The 15,224-nt window shown below is 56.2% G+C and carries 17 protein-coding genes; 16 read left to right on the top strand and 1 reads right to left on the bottom strand.

Annotated elements, in window-relative coordinates; all coding sequences use genetic code 11:
* Nucleotides 1-13 precede the first annotated feature (13 nt).
* From EV586_RS00235 to ispG, 12 genes are all read left to right on the top strand, one after another.
* The gene (locus EV586_RS00235; protein ID WP_132943085.1) at nucleotides 14-322 is read left to right on the top strand and encodes a hypothetical protein; all 309 of its coding nucleotides are present in this window, start codon (nucleotides 14-16) and stop codon (nucleotides 320-322) included.
* A gap of 19 nt (nucleotides 323-341) precedes the next feature.
* Complete coding sequence (locus EV586_RS00240) at nucleotides 342-902, top strand: DUF6115 domain-containing protein (protein ID WP_132943086.1); 561 nt, start codon at nucleotides 342-344, stop codon at nucleotides 900-902.
* Entirely contained in the window at nucleotides 902-1,387 is a 486-nt protein-coding gene (locus EV586_RS00245) for a hypothetical protein (RefSeq protein WP_132943087.1), read from the top strand. Before EV586_RS00240 ends, EV586_RS00245 begins: the two co-directional genes overlap by 1 nt.
* Before the next feature lie 226 nt (nucleotides 1,388-1,613).
* On the top strand, nucleotides 1,614-2,315 hold the full coding sequence (rpsB, locus tag EV586_RS00250) for a 30S ribosomal protein S2 (RefSeq protein WP_132943088.1): 702 nt from the start codon (nucleotides 1,614-1,616) through the stop codon (nucleotides 2,313-2,315).
* Between the two features lie 90 nt (nucleotides 2,316-2,405).
* The gene (gene tsf, locus EV586_RS00255) at nucleotides 2,406-3,056 is read left to right on the top strand and encodes a translation elongation factor Ts (RefSeq protein WP_132943089.1); all 651 of its coding nucleotides are present in this window, start codon (nucleotides 2,406-2,408) and stop codon (nucleotides 3,054-3,056) included.
* 109 nt (nucleotides 3,057-3,165) lie between these two features.
* On the top strand, nucleotides 3,166-3,885 hold the full coding sequence (pyrH, locus tag EV586_RS00260; protein ID WP_132943090.1) for a UMP kinase: 720 nt from the start codon (nucleotides 3,166-3,168) through the stop codon (nucleotides 3,883-3,885).
* 7 nt (nucleotides 3,886-3,892) lie between these two features.
* Nucleotides 3,893-4,450, top strand: coding sequence for a ribosome recycling factor (gene frr / locus EV586_RS00265; RefSeq protein ID WP_132943091.1), 558 nt, complete (start codon nucleotides 3,893-3,895; stop codon nucleotides 4,448-4,450).
* A 54-nt stretch (nucleotides 4,451-4,504) separates the two neighbouring features.
* Nucleotides 4,505-5,278, top strand: a complete 774-nt coding sequence (locus tag EV586_RS00270) for an isoprenyl transferase (RefSeq protein ID WP_132943092.1) — start codon at nucleotides 4,505-4,507, stop codon at nucleotides 5,276-5,278.
* 13 nt (nucleotides 5,279-5,291) lie between these two features.
* Nucleotides 5,292-6,104, top strand: coding sequence for a phosphatidate cytidylyltransferase (locus EV586_RS00275; protein WP_132943093.1), 813 nt, complete (start codon nucleotides 5,292-5,294; stop codon nucleotides 6,102-6,104).
* A 30-nt stretch (nucleotides 6,105-6,134) separates the two neighbouring features.
* Nucleotides 6,135-7,301, top strand: coding sequence for a 1-deoxy-D-xylulose-5-phosphate reductoisomerase (locus EV586_RS00280; RefSeq protein ID WP_132943094.1), 1,167 nt, complete (start codon nucleotides 6,135-6,137; stop codon nucleotides 7,299-7,301).
* Complete coding sequence (locus EV586_RS00285; protein ID WP_132943095.1) at nucleotides 7,298-7,870, top strand: hypothetical protein; 573 nt, start codon at nucleotides 7,298-7,300, stop codon at nucleotides 7,868-7,870. The genes EV586_RS00280 and EV586_RS00285 overlap by 4 nt, the downstream gene beginning before the upstream one ends.
* Before the next feature lie 44 nt (nucleotides 7,871-7,914).
* The gene (gene ispG, locus EV586_RS00290) at nucleotides 7,915-9,003 is read left to right on the top strand and encodes a flavodoxin-dependent (E)-4-hydroxy-3-methylbut-2-enyl-diphosphate synthase (RefSeq protein WP_279388240.1); all 1,089 of its coding nucleotides are present in this window, start codon (nucleotides 7,915-7,917) and stop codon (nucleotides 9,001-9,003) included.
* A gap of 49 nt (nucleotides 9,004-9,052) precedes the next feature.
* Here ispG and EV586_RS00295 read toward each other — a convergent pair whose 3' ends face one another.
* Nucleotides 9,053-9,886, bottom strand: coding sequence for a glycerophosphodiester phosphodiesterase (locus tag EV586_RS00295; protein WP_132943096.1), 834 nt, complete (start codon nucleotides 9,884-9,886; stop codon nucleotides 9,053-9,055).
* Between the two features lie 634 nt (nucleotides 9,887-10,520).
* Between EV586_RS00295 and EV586_RS00300 the strand changes: the two genes are divergently transcribed.
* From EV586_RS00300 to EV586_RS00315, 4 genes are all read left to right on the top strand, one after another.
* On the top strand, nucleotides 10,521-11,894 hold the full coding sequence (locus EV586_RS00300) for an APC family permease (protein ID WP_132943097.1): 1,374 nt from the start codon (nucleotides 10,521-10,523) through the stop codon (nucleotides 11,892-11,894).
* Nucleotides 11,895-11,908: 14 nt separating this feature from the next.
* The gene (locus EV586_RS00305; protein WP_132943098.1) at nucleotides 11,909-12,667 is read left to right on the top strand and encodes an SDR family NAD(P)-dependent oxidoreductase; all 759 of its coding nucleotides are present in this window, start codon (nucleotides 11,909-11,911) and stop codon (nucleotides 12,665-12,667) included.
* Between the two features lie 116 nt (nucleotides 12,668-12,783).
* Entirely contained in the window at nucleotides 12,784-14,502 is a 1,719-nt protein-coding gene (locus tag EV586_RS00310; protein WP_132943099.1) for a proline--tRNA ligase, read from the top strand.
* A gap of 71 nt (nucleotides 14,503-14,573) precedes the next feature.
* On the top strand, nucleotides 14,574-15,197 hold the full coding sequence (locus EV586_RS00315; RefSeq protein WP_132943100.1) for a glycosyltransferase family 2 protein: 624 nt from the start codon (nucleotides 14,574-14,576) through the stop codon (nucleotides 15,195-15,197).
* The last annotated feature ends 27 nt before the right edge of the window (nucleotides 15,198-15,224 follow it).

Consider the following 15,224-nt stretch of genomic DNA (forward strand, 5'->3'; position numbering starts at 1 on the left):
GAGGTGCGCTCTGATGTCACTCAAAGCGGTGGAATTGCAAGTCGCAGTGCCAAGAACGGTGGAACACAGCAGGCTGATGCAAAACCAACAGCACCAGACCGTCCTGGCCAACGCGATGCATGCGGAAGCCTTGGCGAGCCGGACGGCAGAGCGGGATCAGACGGTGACCTATTCCGAAGAAAGCGCACGCGCCGAGCACCGTGACAAGCGGGAAGGCGACGCACGGCAGGAGAGCGGACAGGACCGGTCTCAAGACGGCAGGCAGCAGGAAGCGGCTGCTCCTCACCCTTATAAAGGGCATCGCCTGGACATCAAGATGTAAGAGAGCGGGGACCGCACTGATGGTGAATCAACTCTACCTTTACGTAGCACTGATCGGACTTGCGCTCGTCCTCTATGCGCTTACCCGCACGAAAGGGACAGCACAAGCACCGGCGCCGGATCGCCCGGCACCGGCAGCAGTCGATCAGGAGCTCAAAGACCTGCTCGATGATTTCATGAATGAGCTCGAGCGCGACAACGTCAAGCTGATCGATGGCTTCAACAAGCTTCAGATCGAACAAAAAGAGCAGATCGCAAGTCAAAACAAGATCATCCGCACTTTGGAAAAGCGTATCATCGAGCTCGAAACCAAGCTCGCCGCAGCACCGCAGCCAGACCTGATGCCTACGCAGGAGACGCCGGCAGCGTTAGTTTCGGCTGCTCCGGCACCGGCAGCCGTCGCTGCAGCGACGGTGGCAGAGGAGACGGCAAAACCGGCTTTTGTGATGCAGGAAAAATATGCTCACGTGCTCACGTTGTCGCGCCAGGGACTCACACCGGAACAGATCGCCCGCGATACGGGCATCGGCGTCGGCGAGATCCTGCTGGTTATCGGCCTGGCCAAGCGAGGTGAAGCCTGATGGACAAGCGGCTCTTTTTTCTCGGGCTTGGGACAGGGCTGATCGCAGCGACGCTGGTTATCGCCGGCGGCAACTCGCTGCTGCCGAAAGCGGAAACGCCGGCGGCAGAGCACCCGCAGCAAGAGCAGCCGGCCACGCAAACCGACTGGCGACAGGCGGCGAAGGAAGCCGGGATGGTCGTTTTGCCAGAGGATGACTACCAGAAGCAGCTGGCTGGTGCCAAAGCGGACGGAGCCCAACAAAAAGAAGCGGAACTGAAGAAAAACACGGCGGACAGCGGTGTCTTTATCTATATCCAGCCCGGCATGGGTACGACCGATGTGGCGATCCTGCTGCAGGCATCGGGGGTGCTTCAGGACGGTAACCGCCTGATCGCGCTGCGCGAGAACTGGCCGAATCCGATCCGGTCAGGCACGTATCAACTGAAGAAGAATTCCGACCCGCAGGAAGTTTTAAAAACGATCGCCACACCGCCTTCCCAATAGGCGGATTTTGCCGTTTCTGGAACAACTGGGCATGGTACACCAGGCCTGGTTGTTTTTTTCTTGGTAGCTCTTGCACAAGCTTGAACCATATGCTATAGTAATCAACGGTGTGAAAACACAACACACGCCAGCCTGACTGTTTCGAAGGTGCTGGCCCACGGGGCGAGTGTCGAAGCGGATTGACGGCGGCGGAGGAAAAAACCATCTTGAGAGGAGGCTGAGGATCATGGCGATCATCAGCATGAAACAACTGCTTGAGGCAGGCGTTCACTTCGGTCATCAGACCCGTCGTTGGAACCCGAAAATGTCTCGCTACATCTTCACCGAACGTAACGGCATCTATATCATCGACCTTCAAAAGACTGTTAAGAAGGTAGAGGAAGCGTACAACTTTGTTCGCGACCTGTCCGCAGAAGGCAAAGACCTCCTGTTTGTAGGCACCAAGAAGCAAGCTCAAGATTCCGTTAAGGAAGAAGCAGAGCGCGCAGGCCAATTCTTCGTGAACCAGCGTTGGCTGGGCGGCACGCTGACCAACTTCTCCACCATTCAAAAGCGCATCAACCGTCTGAAGAAGCTCGAAGCAATGGAGCAAGACGGCACTTTTGAAGTCCTTCCGAAGAAAGAAGTTATCATCCTGAAGAAGGAAATGGAACGCCTCGAGAAATTCTTGGGCGGTATCAAGGACATGAAGGGTCTCCCGGGCGCGCTGTTCATCATCGACCCGCGCAAAGAGCGCATCGCGGTTGCTGAAGCACGCAAACTGGGTATCCCGATCGTTGCAATCGTTGACACCAACTGCGATCCGGACGAGATCGACTACGTAATTCCGGGCAACGACGATGCAATCCGCGCGGTGAAACTGCTCACCGGCAAGATTGCTGACGCGATCCTGGAAGGTCGTCAAGGCGAAGATAACACAAACGAGTAGTTTCGAAAGGGTGGCTTTAGGGTGTAAAGCCCTAACCACCCTTTTTTCTACTCGATTTAGGGTAAGATAAAACCAAGGAGGGAAATGACAATGACCATTTCTGCTGGACTTGTTAAAGAACTGCGCGAGAAAACCGGCGCGGGCATGATGGACTGCAAAAAAGCTCTTGTTGAAACCAACGGTGACATGGAAAAAGCGATCGACTTCCTGCGTGAAAAAGGCCTCGCAGCTGCTGCGAAGAAATCCGGCCGCATCGCTGCGGAAGGTCTTGTAGAATCCTACATCCACGCTGGCGGCAAGATCGGCGTTCTGCTCGAAGTCAACTGTGAAACCGACTTCGTAGCGAAGAACGACGACTTCAAAGGCTTTGTACGTGACCTCGCGATGCATATCGCAGCTGCGAAACCTACATACCTGACCCGCGAAGAAGTTCCGCAAGAAGTAATCGAACACGAAAAAGAAATCCTGCGCGCTCAAGCTCTGAACGAAGGCAAGCCGGCGAACATCGTCGACAAGATGGTCGAAGGCCGCGTGCAGAAGTACTACAAAGAAAACTGCCTGCTCGAGCAAGGGTTTGTAAAAGACCCGGACAAGTCGATCGAGACCATCGTAAAAGAAAAGATCTCGATGATCGGTGAAAACATCAACATCCGTCGCTTCGTTCGTTGGGAGATGGGTGAAGGCCTCGAGAAGAAAGTTGATAACTTCGTAGAAGAAGTTATGAGCCAAGTTAAGAAGTAAGTTTGCAACTTTAAGGTCACCAGTGGGAACACTTTTCGTGTTCCCTTTTTTTAAGCCACGGCAGGAAATGGATAAATCACGTAGAAACTACTGTATTGGAGGATAGGCAATGCTTCAACCAAAATACAAGCGTGTCATTCTCAAATTGAGCGGTGAGGCACTTGCCGGTGAAGCCGGTTATGGGATCACGGCACCGGTTATTTCCTCGGTTGCGCTGCAGATTCGCGACATTGTCGATCTTGGCGCACAAGTAGCCGTTGTTGTAGGCGGCGGCAACATTTGGCGCGGTGTCTCCGGCAGCAAGCAGGGCATGGATCGTGCGACGGCAGACTATATGGGCATGCTGGCGACTGTGCTCAACGCACTCGCCTTGCAGGATGCGCTCGAAAACATCGGTGTGGATACGCGTGTTCAGACATCCATTGAAATGCGCCAAGTTGCAGAGCCATACATAAGACGCAAGGCCATCCGGCACTTGGAGAAAAACCGTGTTGTCATCTTCGCAGCAGGCACTGGTAACCCGTACTTCTCCACCGATACCACCGCTGCACTTCGCGCGGCGGAGATCGAGGCGGAAGTCATCCTGATGGCGAAAAACAACGTGGACGGCGTCTACGATGCCGACCCGAAAAAAGTAGCTACAGCGACCAAGTTTGACACGCTTTCCTATATGGATGTGCTGAACAAAGGGCTTGGTGTGATGGATACGACGGCGATTACGCTGTGCATGGATAACAAGATTCCGATCGTTGTATTCAACATTTCGGAAGAAGGCAACATCAAACGAGCGATCCTCGGCGAAGAGATCGGGACTACTGTTGAGGGGTGAACCATACATGGTCAATGAACTGATGAAGAATATGAATGACCGCATGGAAAAAGGGATCGGCAGCTTGAAGCGCGAATTCGCAACTGTGCGCGCAGGTCGCGCAACTCCGGCGCTGCTCGATCGCGTGCAAGTGGATTACTACGGCAGCGCAACGCCGGTCAACCAAGTGGCGAACATTTCCGCTCCGGAACCGCGCATGCTGGTCATCCAGCCGTGGGACAAAAGCAGCTTGGCTGACATTGAGAAAGCGATCATCAAGGCGGACCTCGGTCTGACACCGACCAACGACGGTTCGGTGATCCGCATCTCGATCCCGCAGCTGACCGAACAGCGCCGTCAAGAGATGGTGAAGATGGTCAAGAAAATGGCAGAAGAAGGCCGTGTTGCCATCCGCAACATTCGCCGCGACATCAACGATGACCTGAAGAAGCTTGAGAAAAACGGCGAGATCTCCGAAGACGAAAGCCGTCGCACGCAAGAGAAAGTGCAGAAGGAAACCGACCGTTACATCGGGGAAATTGACAAGTTGCTGGTGGCTAAAGAAGCAGAAATCATGGAAGTATAAACCGTCGCCCCCCTTGGCAAGAGGGGGGTATTTTTGACGTGGGGGACATCCTGTATGCTACAACGACTCATTCGTTTTTTTCAAAAAGCACCGAAGGAACAGACAGATGAACATGGGATCGTTCTGGACAGCGTGCCAAACCACGTAGCCATCATTATGGACGGGAACGGACGTTGGGCCAGAAAACGCGGTCTGCCGCGCATCGCCGGCCATCGCGCCGGGATGCAGACCGTCAAGGAGATCACCACGGCAGCGGATGATATCGGCGTCAAGGTGCTGACTTTGTATGCGTTCTCCACCGAGAACTGGAAGCGCCCCACCGATGAGGTCGATTTTTTGATGCGGCTTCCGGAAGAGTTTTTGCGGTTGGAACTGGCAACGCTGATGAAGAGAAACTGCCGCATCCGCATCCTCGGCTATCCGGAAGGATTGCCGGAGCACACGCGAAGAGTCGTGCGGGATGCGGAGCTGAAAACGAAAGACAACACCGGTCTTATCTTGAATATCGCGCTGAACTACGGAAGCCGCGCCGAGATGCTCCATGCGGTGAAGCAGATTGCCCAAGACGTGGCGGACGGGAAGCTGCAAGCGGAAGACATCGACGAACAGACGATGGACGACGCGCTGTTGACCCGCGGACTGCCGGACCCCGATCTGATGATTCGCACGTCTGGCGAAGTGCGCCTGTCCAACTTCCTGCTCTGGCAGGTTGCGTATACCGAACTTTGGTTTACTGACATGTTCTGGCCAGATTTTAAACGGGAAGATTTCTTCCACGCCATTCGCGAATTTCAGGGACGGGGCCGAAGATTTGGCGGACTAAAATAGAGGGGGACGCAGCATGTTATACCAACGAGTCCTGACTGGCGTGATCGGCGGCGCCCTCTTCCTGGGTGTCGTCTGGCTGGGCGGTGTGGCTTTTAGCCTGGTCGTGGCGCTGCTCGCGGTGCTCGGGTACCGCGAGCTGGTGAAAATGCGGGGCTTTGGCAGCATGTCCGCTCCGGCGCTGCTCGGCTACGTCGTCACGCTGGCACTGGTCAGCAACCCGCTGTGGCGGGATACGTGGCAGCTGTCGGCTGCCCCCGATTCGATTTCGATCTTTTGGCTGATCGTCGTGCTGTTTGCGTTTTTGACGGTCAGCGTGGTGACCAAGAACCGCTACACGTTCCAAGACATGGGTTTCCTGTTCGCAGGCACGCTCTATCTCGGCCTTGCCTTGCAAAGCGCCGCCCTGCTTCGCACAGAGGCGGATTTGGGGCTGCAGTACTTCTTATTCCTGCTGATTTTGATGTGGACGACCGACACGTTTGCCTATTTTGTCGGGCGGTCGCTGAAAGGGCCGAAGATCTGGCCTGCGATCTCGCCGAACAAAACGGTGTCCGGTTCGGTCGGTGGCGTGGTCGGTGCCATCGTCGTCGGCTCGATCTTTGCCGCGATGTACGACTTGCCCTTTGGGCCGTGGCTGCTCCTCTCGGCGGTACTCTCCATCGTCGGGCAGCTCGGTGATTTTGTGGAATCCGGATTGAAGCGGTCGCTAAACGTCAAAGACTCCGGCACCCTGCTGCCGGGGCACGGCGGTGTGCTCGACCGATTTGATAGCTTGATCTTTAGCGCGCCGATCGCGTATTACTGGATTTTGGCGCTCATACACTAGCTTGGAACGCACCAGATATGAGGTGACTGAATGTCTCGAACGATCGCATTGCTCGGCTCGACCGGGTCGATTGGCACGATGACGCTTGACGTTGTGCAGAACCACCCGGAAGAGTTTCGCGTCGCAACTTTGGCAGCAGGTCGCAACATCGACCTGCTGCTCTTGCAAATCGAACAGTTTCGTCCGGAGATCGTCTCCGTTGCTGATGAAGCAGGGCGGGACGCCGTGCGCGCCCGCTTTGGCTCGCAGGTCGAAGTGCTGACCGGCATCGAAGGGCTGATCGCCTGCGCCACCCATCCTGATGTCGATGTGGTGGTAACGGCGGTCGTCGGCTCCGTCGGCCTTGTGCCCACGATGAAGGCGCTGGAAGCGGGCAAGGACATCGCGCTCGCCAACAAAGAGACGCTGGTCGCCGCCGGCCACTTGGTGACGGATCTGGCTCGTGCCAATGGCTGTGCCATCCTCCCGGTGGACAGTGAACATTCGGCGATCTACCAATGCCTGCACCAAGAGCGTCCCGTCGACGTCGAGCGTCTCATTTTGACGGCGTCGGGCGGCTCTTTCCGTGACAAGACGCGCGCAGAGATGAAAACGGCCACCGTCTCCGGGGCCTTGAACCATCCGAACTGGTCGATGGGGGCGAAGATTACGGTCGACTCCGCGACGCTGATGAATAAAGGCTTGGAAGTGATCGAAGCGCACTGGCTGTTCGGAATGCCGTATGACCGCATCGATGTGGTCGTGCATCCGGAAAGCATCATCCATTCCCTGGTCGAATTTGTGGACGGGTCGGTGCTGGCTCAGCTTGGCTCTCCCGACATGCGCATCCCGATTCAATATGCGCTGACCTATCCGCATCGCTTGGCAGCGCCGTTCAAGCGGCTCAACTTGTTGGAAGTCGCGCAGCTGCATTTTCGCGCGCCTGACTTTGACCGCTTCCCGCTCTTGCGCATGTGTTTTGAAGCCGGGCGGGCCGGCGGTTCGATGCCGACGGTGCTCAACGCGGCGAACGAGGTGGCCAATGAACTGTTCCGCCAAGAGAAGATCGGGTTCCTCGACATTGAACGGACGGTGGAGCGCGTGATGGACCGTCATCAGCTCCTGAGCCACCCGAGCCTCGAAGAGGTGATGGCAGCCGACGCATGGGCCCGCCAGCAAGCGCTGGAGGTCGTGCGCAAACTGGATATGGAAGCATGACCGAGCGGCAGGCGCTCGATGCGGTTTTGGCCCATCTCTGTGCCGCGTTGGCAAGTGAAGAGATCATCTGGGGAGTAGGCGGTTCGCGCCTGCTCCTTGCGCATGGAATCCCCTGTGCTCCGCGCGATCTCGATCTGCTGGTCACAAGCGATTCTGCCGCCCGTGCGCTTGCCGTCTTGAAGCGGCTGGGCACAGGCGGGCCAGGGCTGCCCAAGGCGCCGTTTGCTTCGCGCACGTTTGCGCAGTTCACCGTCGATGGCATCGAGATCGACTTGATTGCCGGCTATCGGATCGAGCATGCAGCGGGCATGTACGAACAGCAGTTCTCCGCCGCTTCGATCACTGGCAGCATGGCGCTCGACGGGGTACTCGTCCCGCTCACGGCGCTGGAAGACTGGTATGTGACCTACCTGCTCTACCCGGCAAAAGCGCAAAAAGCGGAGCAGATCGAAGCATATCTTACAAAAAATGGCGTATCGCGGCCAGATCTGCTCAGACAGGCCTTGCAAGGGGAATTGCCGGATCAGGTGCGTGTACGAATCGAACGGTTGCTGGTACAATTGTCTTAGGATCTCTCGCAGGCACCAAGACATTGAAATGGGAGAGTGGAAGAATGTTGATTCATCGTTCCAAGACGCGGCCGGTTCAGGTCGGCGATATCACGATCGGCGGCTCGGACTCCGTTGTCCTGCAGTCGATGACCATGACCAAGACGGCCGACGTAAAGGCGACCGTGGAACAGATCAAGCGCCTCGAAGATGCAGGCTGCCAGATCGTTCGTGTCACTGTCAACAACATGGAAGCGGCAGAAGCGATCAAAGAGATCAAACGTCAGATCTCGATTCCGCTGGTCGCTGACATTCACTTTGACTATAAGCTCGCTGTCAAAGCGGTGGAAAACGGGATTGACAAAGTACGGATCAACCCGGGCAATATCGGCAAGCGCGAGAAGGTGGAAGAGGTTGTCAAAGCGTGCAAAGAGCGCGGCGTGCCCATCCGCATCGGCGTGAACGCCGGATCGCTGGAGAAGCACATTTTGGACAAATACGGCTACCCGACCGCACAAGGAATGCTGGAGAGCGCGGAGCTGCATGTCGGCATCTTGGAAGACCTCGGCTTTGAAGACATCATCATCTCGATGAAGGCGTCCGACGTGCCGCTGGCGATCGAAGCTTACACGCTGGCTGCCCAGCGTTTTGACTATCCGCTGCACCTTGGCATCACCGAGGCCGGCACGATCTTTTCCGGCACGGTGAAGAGTGCGGCTGGCCTTGGCGCGCTGCTGGCGAAAGGCATCGGGTCGACGATGCGCGTCTCCTTGTCGGCCGATCCGGTCGAAGAGATCAAAGTCGGCCGCGAACTGCTCAAGTCGTTTGGTCTGGCATCGAACGCGGTCACGCTGATCTCCTGCCCGACCTGCGGTCGGATTGAGATCGATCTGATCTCGATCGCCAACGAGATCGAAGCGTACGTCTCGACGATCAAAGCTCCGATCAAAGTTGCTGTGCTCGGTTGTGCTGTCAACGGCCCGGGTGAAGCGCGTGAGGCGGACATCGGCATCGCAGGCTCCCGCGGCGAAGGACTGCTGTTCCGCCACGGTGAAATCGTGCGCAAGATTCCAGAAGCGACGATGGTCGAAGAATTGAAGAAGGAAATCGACGCGCTGGCGAAGCAATACGAATTGACCGGATCGCTTACGTAAACAGTAAACGAACGAAAAGCGCACAGACATTCACTGTCTGTGCGCTTTTTTATCTGGTAAAGGTATCGGTGATCACGGCGTCAACGCCTGCCGCAGCCAGCACCTGAATGTCTTCCGGGGACTGTGCGGTCCAAGGGATGATCTTCATGCCCAGTTCATGCACCTGCTCGACGAGCGACGGGGTGACAAGTTTGAGATTCGGATGAATCGAATCGGCAAAGGCGGCGTAGCGGCGCAACTGCGCTTCATTCAGCTTGTCGCTGCGCTTGATCAGCACGCCGACCGGGACGTCAGGCGCGTGGAGGTGAAACTGCTGCAGGGAGCGGCTGTCGAACGAATGCACCACGACGTTGCTGTCGGCCGTATCGAGCTGATGCTGCCGCAGCAGCGCAGCCAGTTTTTCTTCGATGCCAGGGTAGCGGGAAGGAACTTTCAACTCCAGCAAGAGACCGGTCGATCTGCCGTAGCGGGTCAGCACTTCGTCGAGGGTGGGCACCTTCGTCCCGCGAAACGTCTGGTCAAATTTAACTCCGGCATCCAAGGCGCGAAGTTCGGCGAAGGTTAACTCTTTGACCGCACCTTTGCCGTTCGTTGTGCGATCGACGGTGCTGTCATGCAGGACGACCAAGACGCCGTCCCGGCTCATCTGAACGTCTAATTCCAGCGACTCGGCCTGCAGGGCGACAGCAGCGTCAAAAGCAGGGATCGTGTTTTCCGGGGCCAGCATCGCGGCGCCGCGATGAGCGATCAGCGGGAGTTGGGCAGGAACCACAAGCTGGCCGGCATCGGGAATCGCCAGCGAGACGGCCGACGCCTCTGCGGTAAAAAGCGTCAGGAGAACTGTCACCAGCAGGGCCGGCAAGGTGGTAGTTAAACGTTTCATGCATCCCACTCCTCATTAAGTCCTCTTTCTACTTTATTCGATTTGTCGTATTTTGTCTATTCTGATTATTTAGAAAATATTTTAGGTTTGGATCTAAATATATAAAACAGAAGGAGGTGTCTTTGAAATGATTGAAGTGAAATTAAAATCGTTCTCAAGCTCGAGCATGCAAAGGGGTTGGGTCTATAGACTCGCAAGGAGGGCGGAGGAAAGTAAAGAAAATGAGCCTTGTTGAAGTGCTATAGAAAATTGGCGACCCCCTAGATCTAGGGCTTTGCATCTAAATTAGAGTAGTTCCTTCTTCCTGTTTTATTCGAATCTTGCTAGTACTAAAGGGTTTCCTGTAAAAATGCGGTACTCTATATATAGGGGGTATTAATGAGTGCTCATAATGTCTTTTTTTAAGGCAATTGAGAAATTTCCGGGCAAACTCACATCAAGTGGTTACAAAACATGCGCGTTAATGTATAATGAACAAAAAATAATAATTCAATCCAAGGGAATATTCGATCACATGTAAATTTAGAAGATTAAGATTTTAAAGAATATTCCGAAATAGCGGTAGGGACTTGTTTATTTCCATTGTGGGGGAATATCCAAAAATCCTTAGCGGAAATGGAAGAGGTGTGTTGGCATGGCACAGATGGAAATGCAAACTGGTTCAAGTTATGGCTACAAACAGGAGTTGAAAAGAACGCTGACATTCAAAGATCTGGTCATCTTCGGCTTGGTGACCATGCTGCCAATTGCGCCTGCGCAAGTCTATGGCCTGATCGCGCCGAGCAGCTTTGGGATGACACCGCTCGTCTATCTGGTAGGGATCATTGCGATGTTGTTTACAGCGCTTTCGTATAGCAAGATGAGCCGGGAATTTCCGTACGCCGGCTCCGTGTATTCCTTCGTACAGCGCGGGCTGAATCCGCACATCGGGTTTGTCACCGGCTGGCTGATCATCATCGACTACATCTTGGTGCCGGCGCTGCTGTATTCTTTCGCCGGGATCTGGATCTCCGGCGTGATTCCGTCCGTACCGGCGTTCGTCTGGGTGATCGTGTTTTTGATCATCAACACCTACATCAACGTCCGGGGCGTGTCTTTGGCAGCGAAGACGAACTTCATGTTTTTGATCGTCGAGCTGCTGACGGTGTTTTTGTTCCTCTGGTTTGCCATCAAATATGTGTTTATCGACGGCGGAGGTGCGGGTGGCTTCTCGGCAGCGCCGATCTATCAGGCGGACAAGGTCGATTTCAGCTTCTTGGCTACGGCCGCTTCGATCGCCGTGCTTGGCTTCCTCGGGTTTGACTCGATCTCGACCTTGTCGGAAGAGGTGAAGAACCCGAAAAAGACGGTCGGCAAGGCGACGGTCGCCGCTTTGGTGCTGATCGGCGCGCTGTTTATGGTTCAGGCTTACATGGCCGCATTGGTGCAGCCGAATGTGACCAATCTGGATCCGGACATGGCGTTTTTTGACATCACCCGCATCGTCGGCGGCGACTTCCTCTACTTTATGTGGATCATGGTCGGCGTTGCGGCGGTCGGCATCGCCAACGCGCTGACTGTGCAGGCGGCGATCTCCCGCATTTTGTATTCGATGGGCCGTGATAAGCTGCTGCCGTTCTCCGGGTTCCTCGGCAAGATTCACCCGAAGTTCCATACGCCGGCCAACGCGACGTATTTTGTGGCGCTGCTGTCGGTGCTGATCGCGGCGCTGGCCGATCTGGAGACGATCATCAAGTACATCAACTTCGGTGCGTTGACATCGTTTATGATCTTGCACATCACGGTGATCTATCATTTCTTCTTCCGCAAGAAGGTGCGCAGCGCTAAAGGGGTGGTCGGGTATCTGATCTTCCCGCTGATCGGGTTTGGCGTGCTGCTGTTTGTCTGGATGGGCTTTGACACGATGACATATGTCCTGGGCTTCTCGTGGATGGTGATCGGCGTGCTGGTCGGATTCTTCAAATCGAAAGGGTACAAAGAAGTGCCTCCTGCTTTGCAAGAGGTCTAAGAGGAGGGGCAACGATGAGACTGAACAACAAAATCGCAATCGTCACAGGAGCCGCACAAGGGATCGGCGCTGCGACAGCGCGCCGCTATGCACAGGAAGGCGCAAGCGTCGTGCTGACCGATGTGCTGGAAACCGGCGCTTTAGTGGCGCAGGAAATTCGCGACGGGGGCGGCAGGGCCGAGTTCTTTCGCGCCGACATCTCCAAATCGGCAGAGGTGCAGCAGCTGATCGCCTTTGCGGTGGAGCGCTTTGGCGCATTGCACATCATCTGCAACGTCGCCGGGATCAACATTCCGGGCTCGGTGGTCGATCTGGACGAAGCGATCTGGGACCGCACGTTTGAAGTGAACGTCAAGTCGATGTTTCTGACCGCGAAATACGGCATCCCGGAAATCAAAAAGGCGGGCGGCGGCTCGATCATCAACACCGGATCGGCCAACTCCATGGTCGCTGAACCGCTCCTGTCCGCGTATGTCGCATCTAAAGGCGGCATCCTGATGCTGACCAAGCAGATGGCGCTCGACTTTGCCAAAGACAACATCCGCGTCAACTGCGTCTGCCCGGGCTGGGTGGACACGACGATCAACGACGCGCACCACGACCTGTTTGGCGGGCGCGGCGTGCTGGAAGCGATGATCGACGATGTGCAGCCGATCGGCCGGGTGATTCAACCCGAGGAGATCGCCGATGTCAATCTGTTCCTCGCTTCGGATGAATCGTCTTCGATGACGGGCAGCGCCATCGTCTGTGATGGTGGCATCACCGCGAAATAATTCACAGTCCCCAGACTTTTGTCTGGGGATTTTTGAATGCCAGATTCGCTTTGTGTTTTGGTACGAAATACCTTACAATAAAGAATCATGTAATATAAGATTTGGAGGAACTCAAGATGCGTCAGAACAAGATGATCCTTCCCACGCTGCGGGAAGTGCCGAAAGAAGCGGAAATTACCAGCCACAGGCTGATGCTGCGCGCAGGTCTCATTCGCCAGCTCGCCTCGGGGATCTATACATATCTGCCACTGGGCTATCGCGTCCTGAAAAAGGTGGAGCGCATCGTTCGCGAAGAGATGGAGCGCGCAGGCGCGCAGGAACTGCTGTTCTCCGCGCTTCAGCCGGCTGAGCTGTGGCATCAGACCGGCCGTTGGGACGATTACGGCCCGGAGCTCGTGCGCCTGAAAGACCGGCATGACCGCGACTTTGTCCTCGGTCCGACCCATGAGGAAGTCATCACCACGCTGGTGAAGCAGGAGATCTCCTCCTACAAGAAGCTCCCGGTCAACTTGTTCCAGATCCAGACCAAATACCGGGATGAGCGCCGCCCGCGCTTTGGCGTCATGCGTGCCCGCGAGTTCGTCATGAAAGACGCTTATTCGTTCCACACGTCCTGGGATGACCTCGATGTCACCTACAAGACGATGTACACCGCCTACAGCAACATCTTCTCCCGTCTTGGCCTGTTCTTCCGTCCGGTCGAAGCCAATTCTGGCGCGATCGGCGGCGAAGGCGAGAACCATGAGTTCATGGCGATGGCTGCCGTCGGCGAAGACACGATCGCCGTCTGCTCGCACTGCGACTACGCAGCCAACCTCGAGAAGGCGGAAGCGGCCGACGTACCGGCTGCCGGCCTGGAGCCGACTGCAGACGCTCCGGCGTTTGCCAAGCTGCACACGCCGGGCACCAAGACGATCGAACAGCTGGTCGCGGCGCTTGGTCTCGAGGCATCCGTCTTCCTGAAGACTCTCGTCTATCTCGCAGACGGCGAGCCGGTGGTGGCGGTCGTGCGCGGCGACCACGATGTCAATGAAGCGAAACTGAAAGACCTCGTCGCGGCGACGACGCTGGAGCTGGCGAACGACACCACGATCCTGCGCACCCTGGGCGCTCCGGTCGGCTTTATCGGTCCGGTCGGCCTGAAAGGCGTCAAGATCATCGTCGACAAGTCGGCTGCCAAGGTCGCAAGCGGTGTGACCGGCGCGAACGAAGCGGACTACCACCTGCAAAACGTCGTCGTCGGCCGCGATTTCACGCCGGACACTGTAGCAGACATCCGCAACGTGGTCGAAGGCGACAAGTGCCCGAATTGCGGCGACGGTACGCTGGAATTCCATCGCGGCATCGAGTGCGGTCACATCTTCAAGCTGGGGACGAAATACTCCTCGAAGATCGGCGCTACCTATCTCGATGAGAACCAGAAGTCCCAAGACATCATCATGGGCTGCTACGGCATCGGGATCTCGCGCTGCCTCGCTGCGATCATTGAGCAGAACAACGACGAAGGCGGCATCATCTGGCCGGTCTCCGTCGCGCCGTATCATGTGCATGTGATCCCGGTCAACGTCAAGGACGAAGAGCAGACTGCGATCGCGGAAAACCTCTACCGCCGCCTGCAGGCGCAAGGCGTCGACGTGCTGATCGACGACCGCGACGAGCGTCCGGGCGTGAAGTTCAAGGACTCCGACCTGATCGGCATCCCGCTGCGCGTCACCGTCGGCAAGCGCGCGGGCGAAGGCATCGTCGAGTTTAAAGTGCGCAAGACCGGCGAGACGACCGAAGTGTCGATCGAGCAGGCGTACGAAGAGATCATGGGCATGGTGCTTGGCCAGTAATCGCCTCACCGCCCGGCACGAGGGAACAAGGGAGAGGAGACAGGGTGCTCTTTTGAATGAGGAGTGAGACCTTGCTTACCTTGATTATCCCGGCCTATAACGAAGCGGAGAACATCGAAGCTGTGCTCGATGTGGTCGTCACGATGCCCGATTTCCAACAAATAGTTGTGATCGATGACGGTTCGGTCGACGGAACTTATGATAAAATCAAACAGTATCCGGTCGAATCGATCCGTTTTGATCACAACCGCGGCAAAGGTGCCGCGATCTGGGCGGGTGTCCAATTTGCACAGCACCCCTATATCATGCTGCTCGATGCAGATTTGATCGGACTTCGTGAGGAACACTTGCGAAGTCTGATCGAACCTGTGGTTCATGGAGACGCGGCGATGTCGCTCGGCCTGTTTGGCACGGGACGTTTTGCCACCGACTGGGCGCAGCGAGTGGCGCCGAATCTGTCCGGTCAGCGCGTCTTGCGGCGTGAAGTGCTCGAATCTTTGCCGATGTTGGAAGACGCCCGCTACGGCGTGGAAGTGGCGCTCACCCGCCATGTCCGCCACGCGGGGCTGAAGGTGGCCGAAGTGCCGCTCAGTGAGCTGACCCATCGGATGAAAGAGGAGAAATTGGGCCTGGTGCCCGGCTTCATGGCGCGGATGCGAATGTACTGGGACATCATGCGCGTCCTGATACGCTAGAGTTGCTACTTAATAAGTATCATTCAA

It is taken from the genome of Tumebacillus sp. BK434 (assembly GCF_004340785.1).
Classification (GTDB): domain Bacteria; phylum Bacillota; class Bacilli; order Tumebacillales; family Tumebacillaceae; genus Tumebacillus_A.

Bases quoted from the DNA above. Each gene is read 5' to 3' on its own strand.
- EV586_RS00285 (WP_132943095.1), top strand. From the start codon at position 7,298: ATGACCGAGCGGCAGGCGCTCGATGCGGTTTTGGCCCATCTCTGTGCC.
- EV586_RS00300 (WP_132943097.1), top strand. From the start codon at position 10,521: ATGGCACAGATGGAAATGCAAACTGGTTCAAGTTATGGCTACAAACAG.
- EV586_RS00310 (WP_132943099.1), top strand. From the start codon at position 12,784: ATGCGTCAGAACAAGATGATCCTTCCCACGCTGCGGGAAGTGCCGAAA.
- EV586_RS00240 (WP_132943086.1), top strand. From the start codon at position 342: ATGGTGAATCAACTCTACCTTTACGTAGCACTGATCGGACTTGCGCTC.
- EV586_RS00305 (WP_132943098.1), top strand. From the start codon at position 11,909: ATGAGACTGAACAACAAAATCGCAATCGTCACAGGAGCCGCACAAGGG.
- rpsB (WP_132943088.1), top strand. From the start codon at position 1,614: ATGGCGATCATCAGCATGAAACAACTGCTTGAGGCAGGCGTTCACTTC.
- EV586_RS00235 (WP_132943085.1), top strand. From the start codon at position 14: ATGTCACTCAAAGCGGTGGAATTGCAAGTCGCAGTGCCAAGAACGGTG.
- EV586_RS00270 (WP_132943092.1), top strand. From the start codon at position 4,505: ATGCTACAACGACTCATTCGTTTTTTTCAAAAAGCACCGAAGGAACAG.
- frr (WP_132943091.1), top strand. From the start codon at position 3,893: ATGGTCAATGAACTGATGAAGAATATGAATGACCGCATGGAAAAAGGG.
- EV586_RS00280 (WP_132943094.1), top strand. From the start codon at position 6,135: ATGTCTCGAACGATCGCATTGCTCGGCTCGACCGGGTCGATTGGCACG.
- ispG (WP_279388240.1), top strand. From the start codon at position 7,915: ATGTTGATTCATCGTTCCAAGACGCGGCCGGTTCAGGTCGGCGATATC.
- pyrH (WP_132943090.1), top strand. From the start codon at position 3,166: ATGCTTCAACCAAAATACAAGCGTGTCATTCTCAAATTGAGCGGTGAG.
- EV586_RS00245 (WP_132943087.1), top strand. From the start codon at position 902: ATGGACAAGCGGCTCTTTTTTCTCGGGCTTGGGACAGGGCTGATCGCA.
- EV586_RS00295 (WP_132943096.1), bottom strand. From the start codon at position 9,886: ATGAAACGTTTAACTACCACCTTGCCGGCCCTGCTGGTGACAGTTCTC.
- tsf (WP_132943089.1), top strand. From the start codon at position 2,406: ATGACCATTTCTGCTGGACTTGTTAAAGAACTGCGCGAGAAAACCGGC.
- EV586_RS00275 (WP_132943093.1), top strand. From the start codon at position 5,292: ATGTTATACCAACGAGTCCTGACTGGCGTGATCGGCGGCGCCCTCTTC.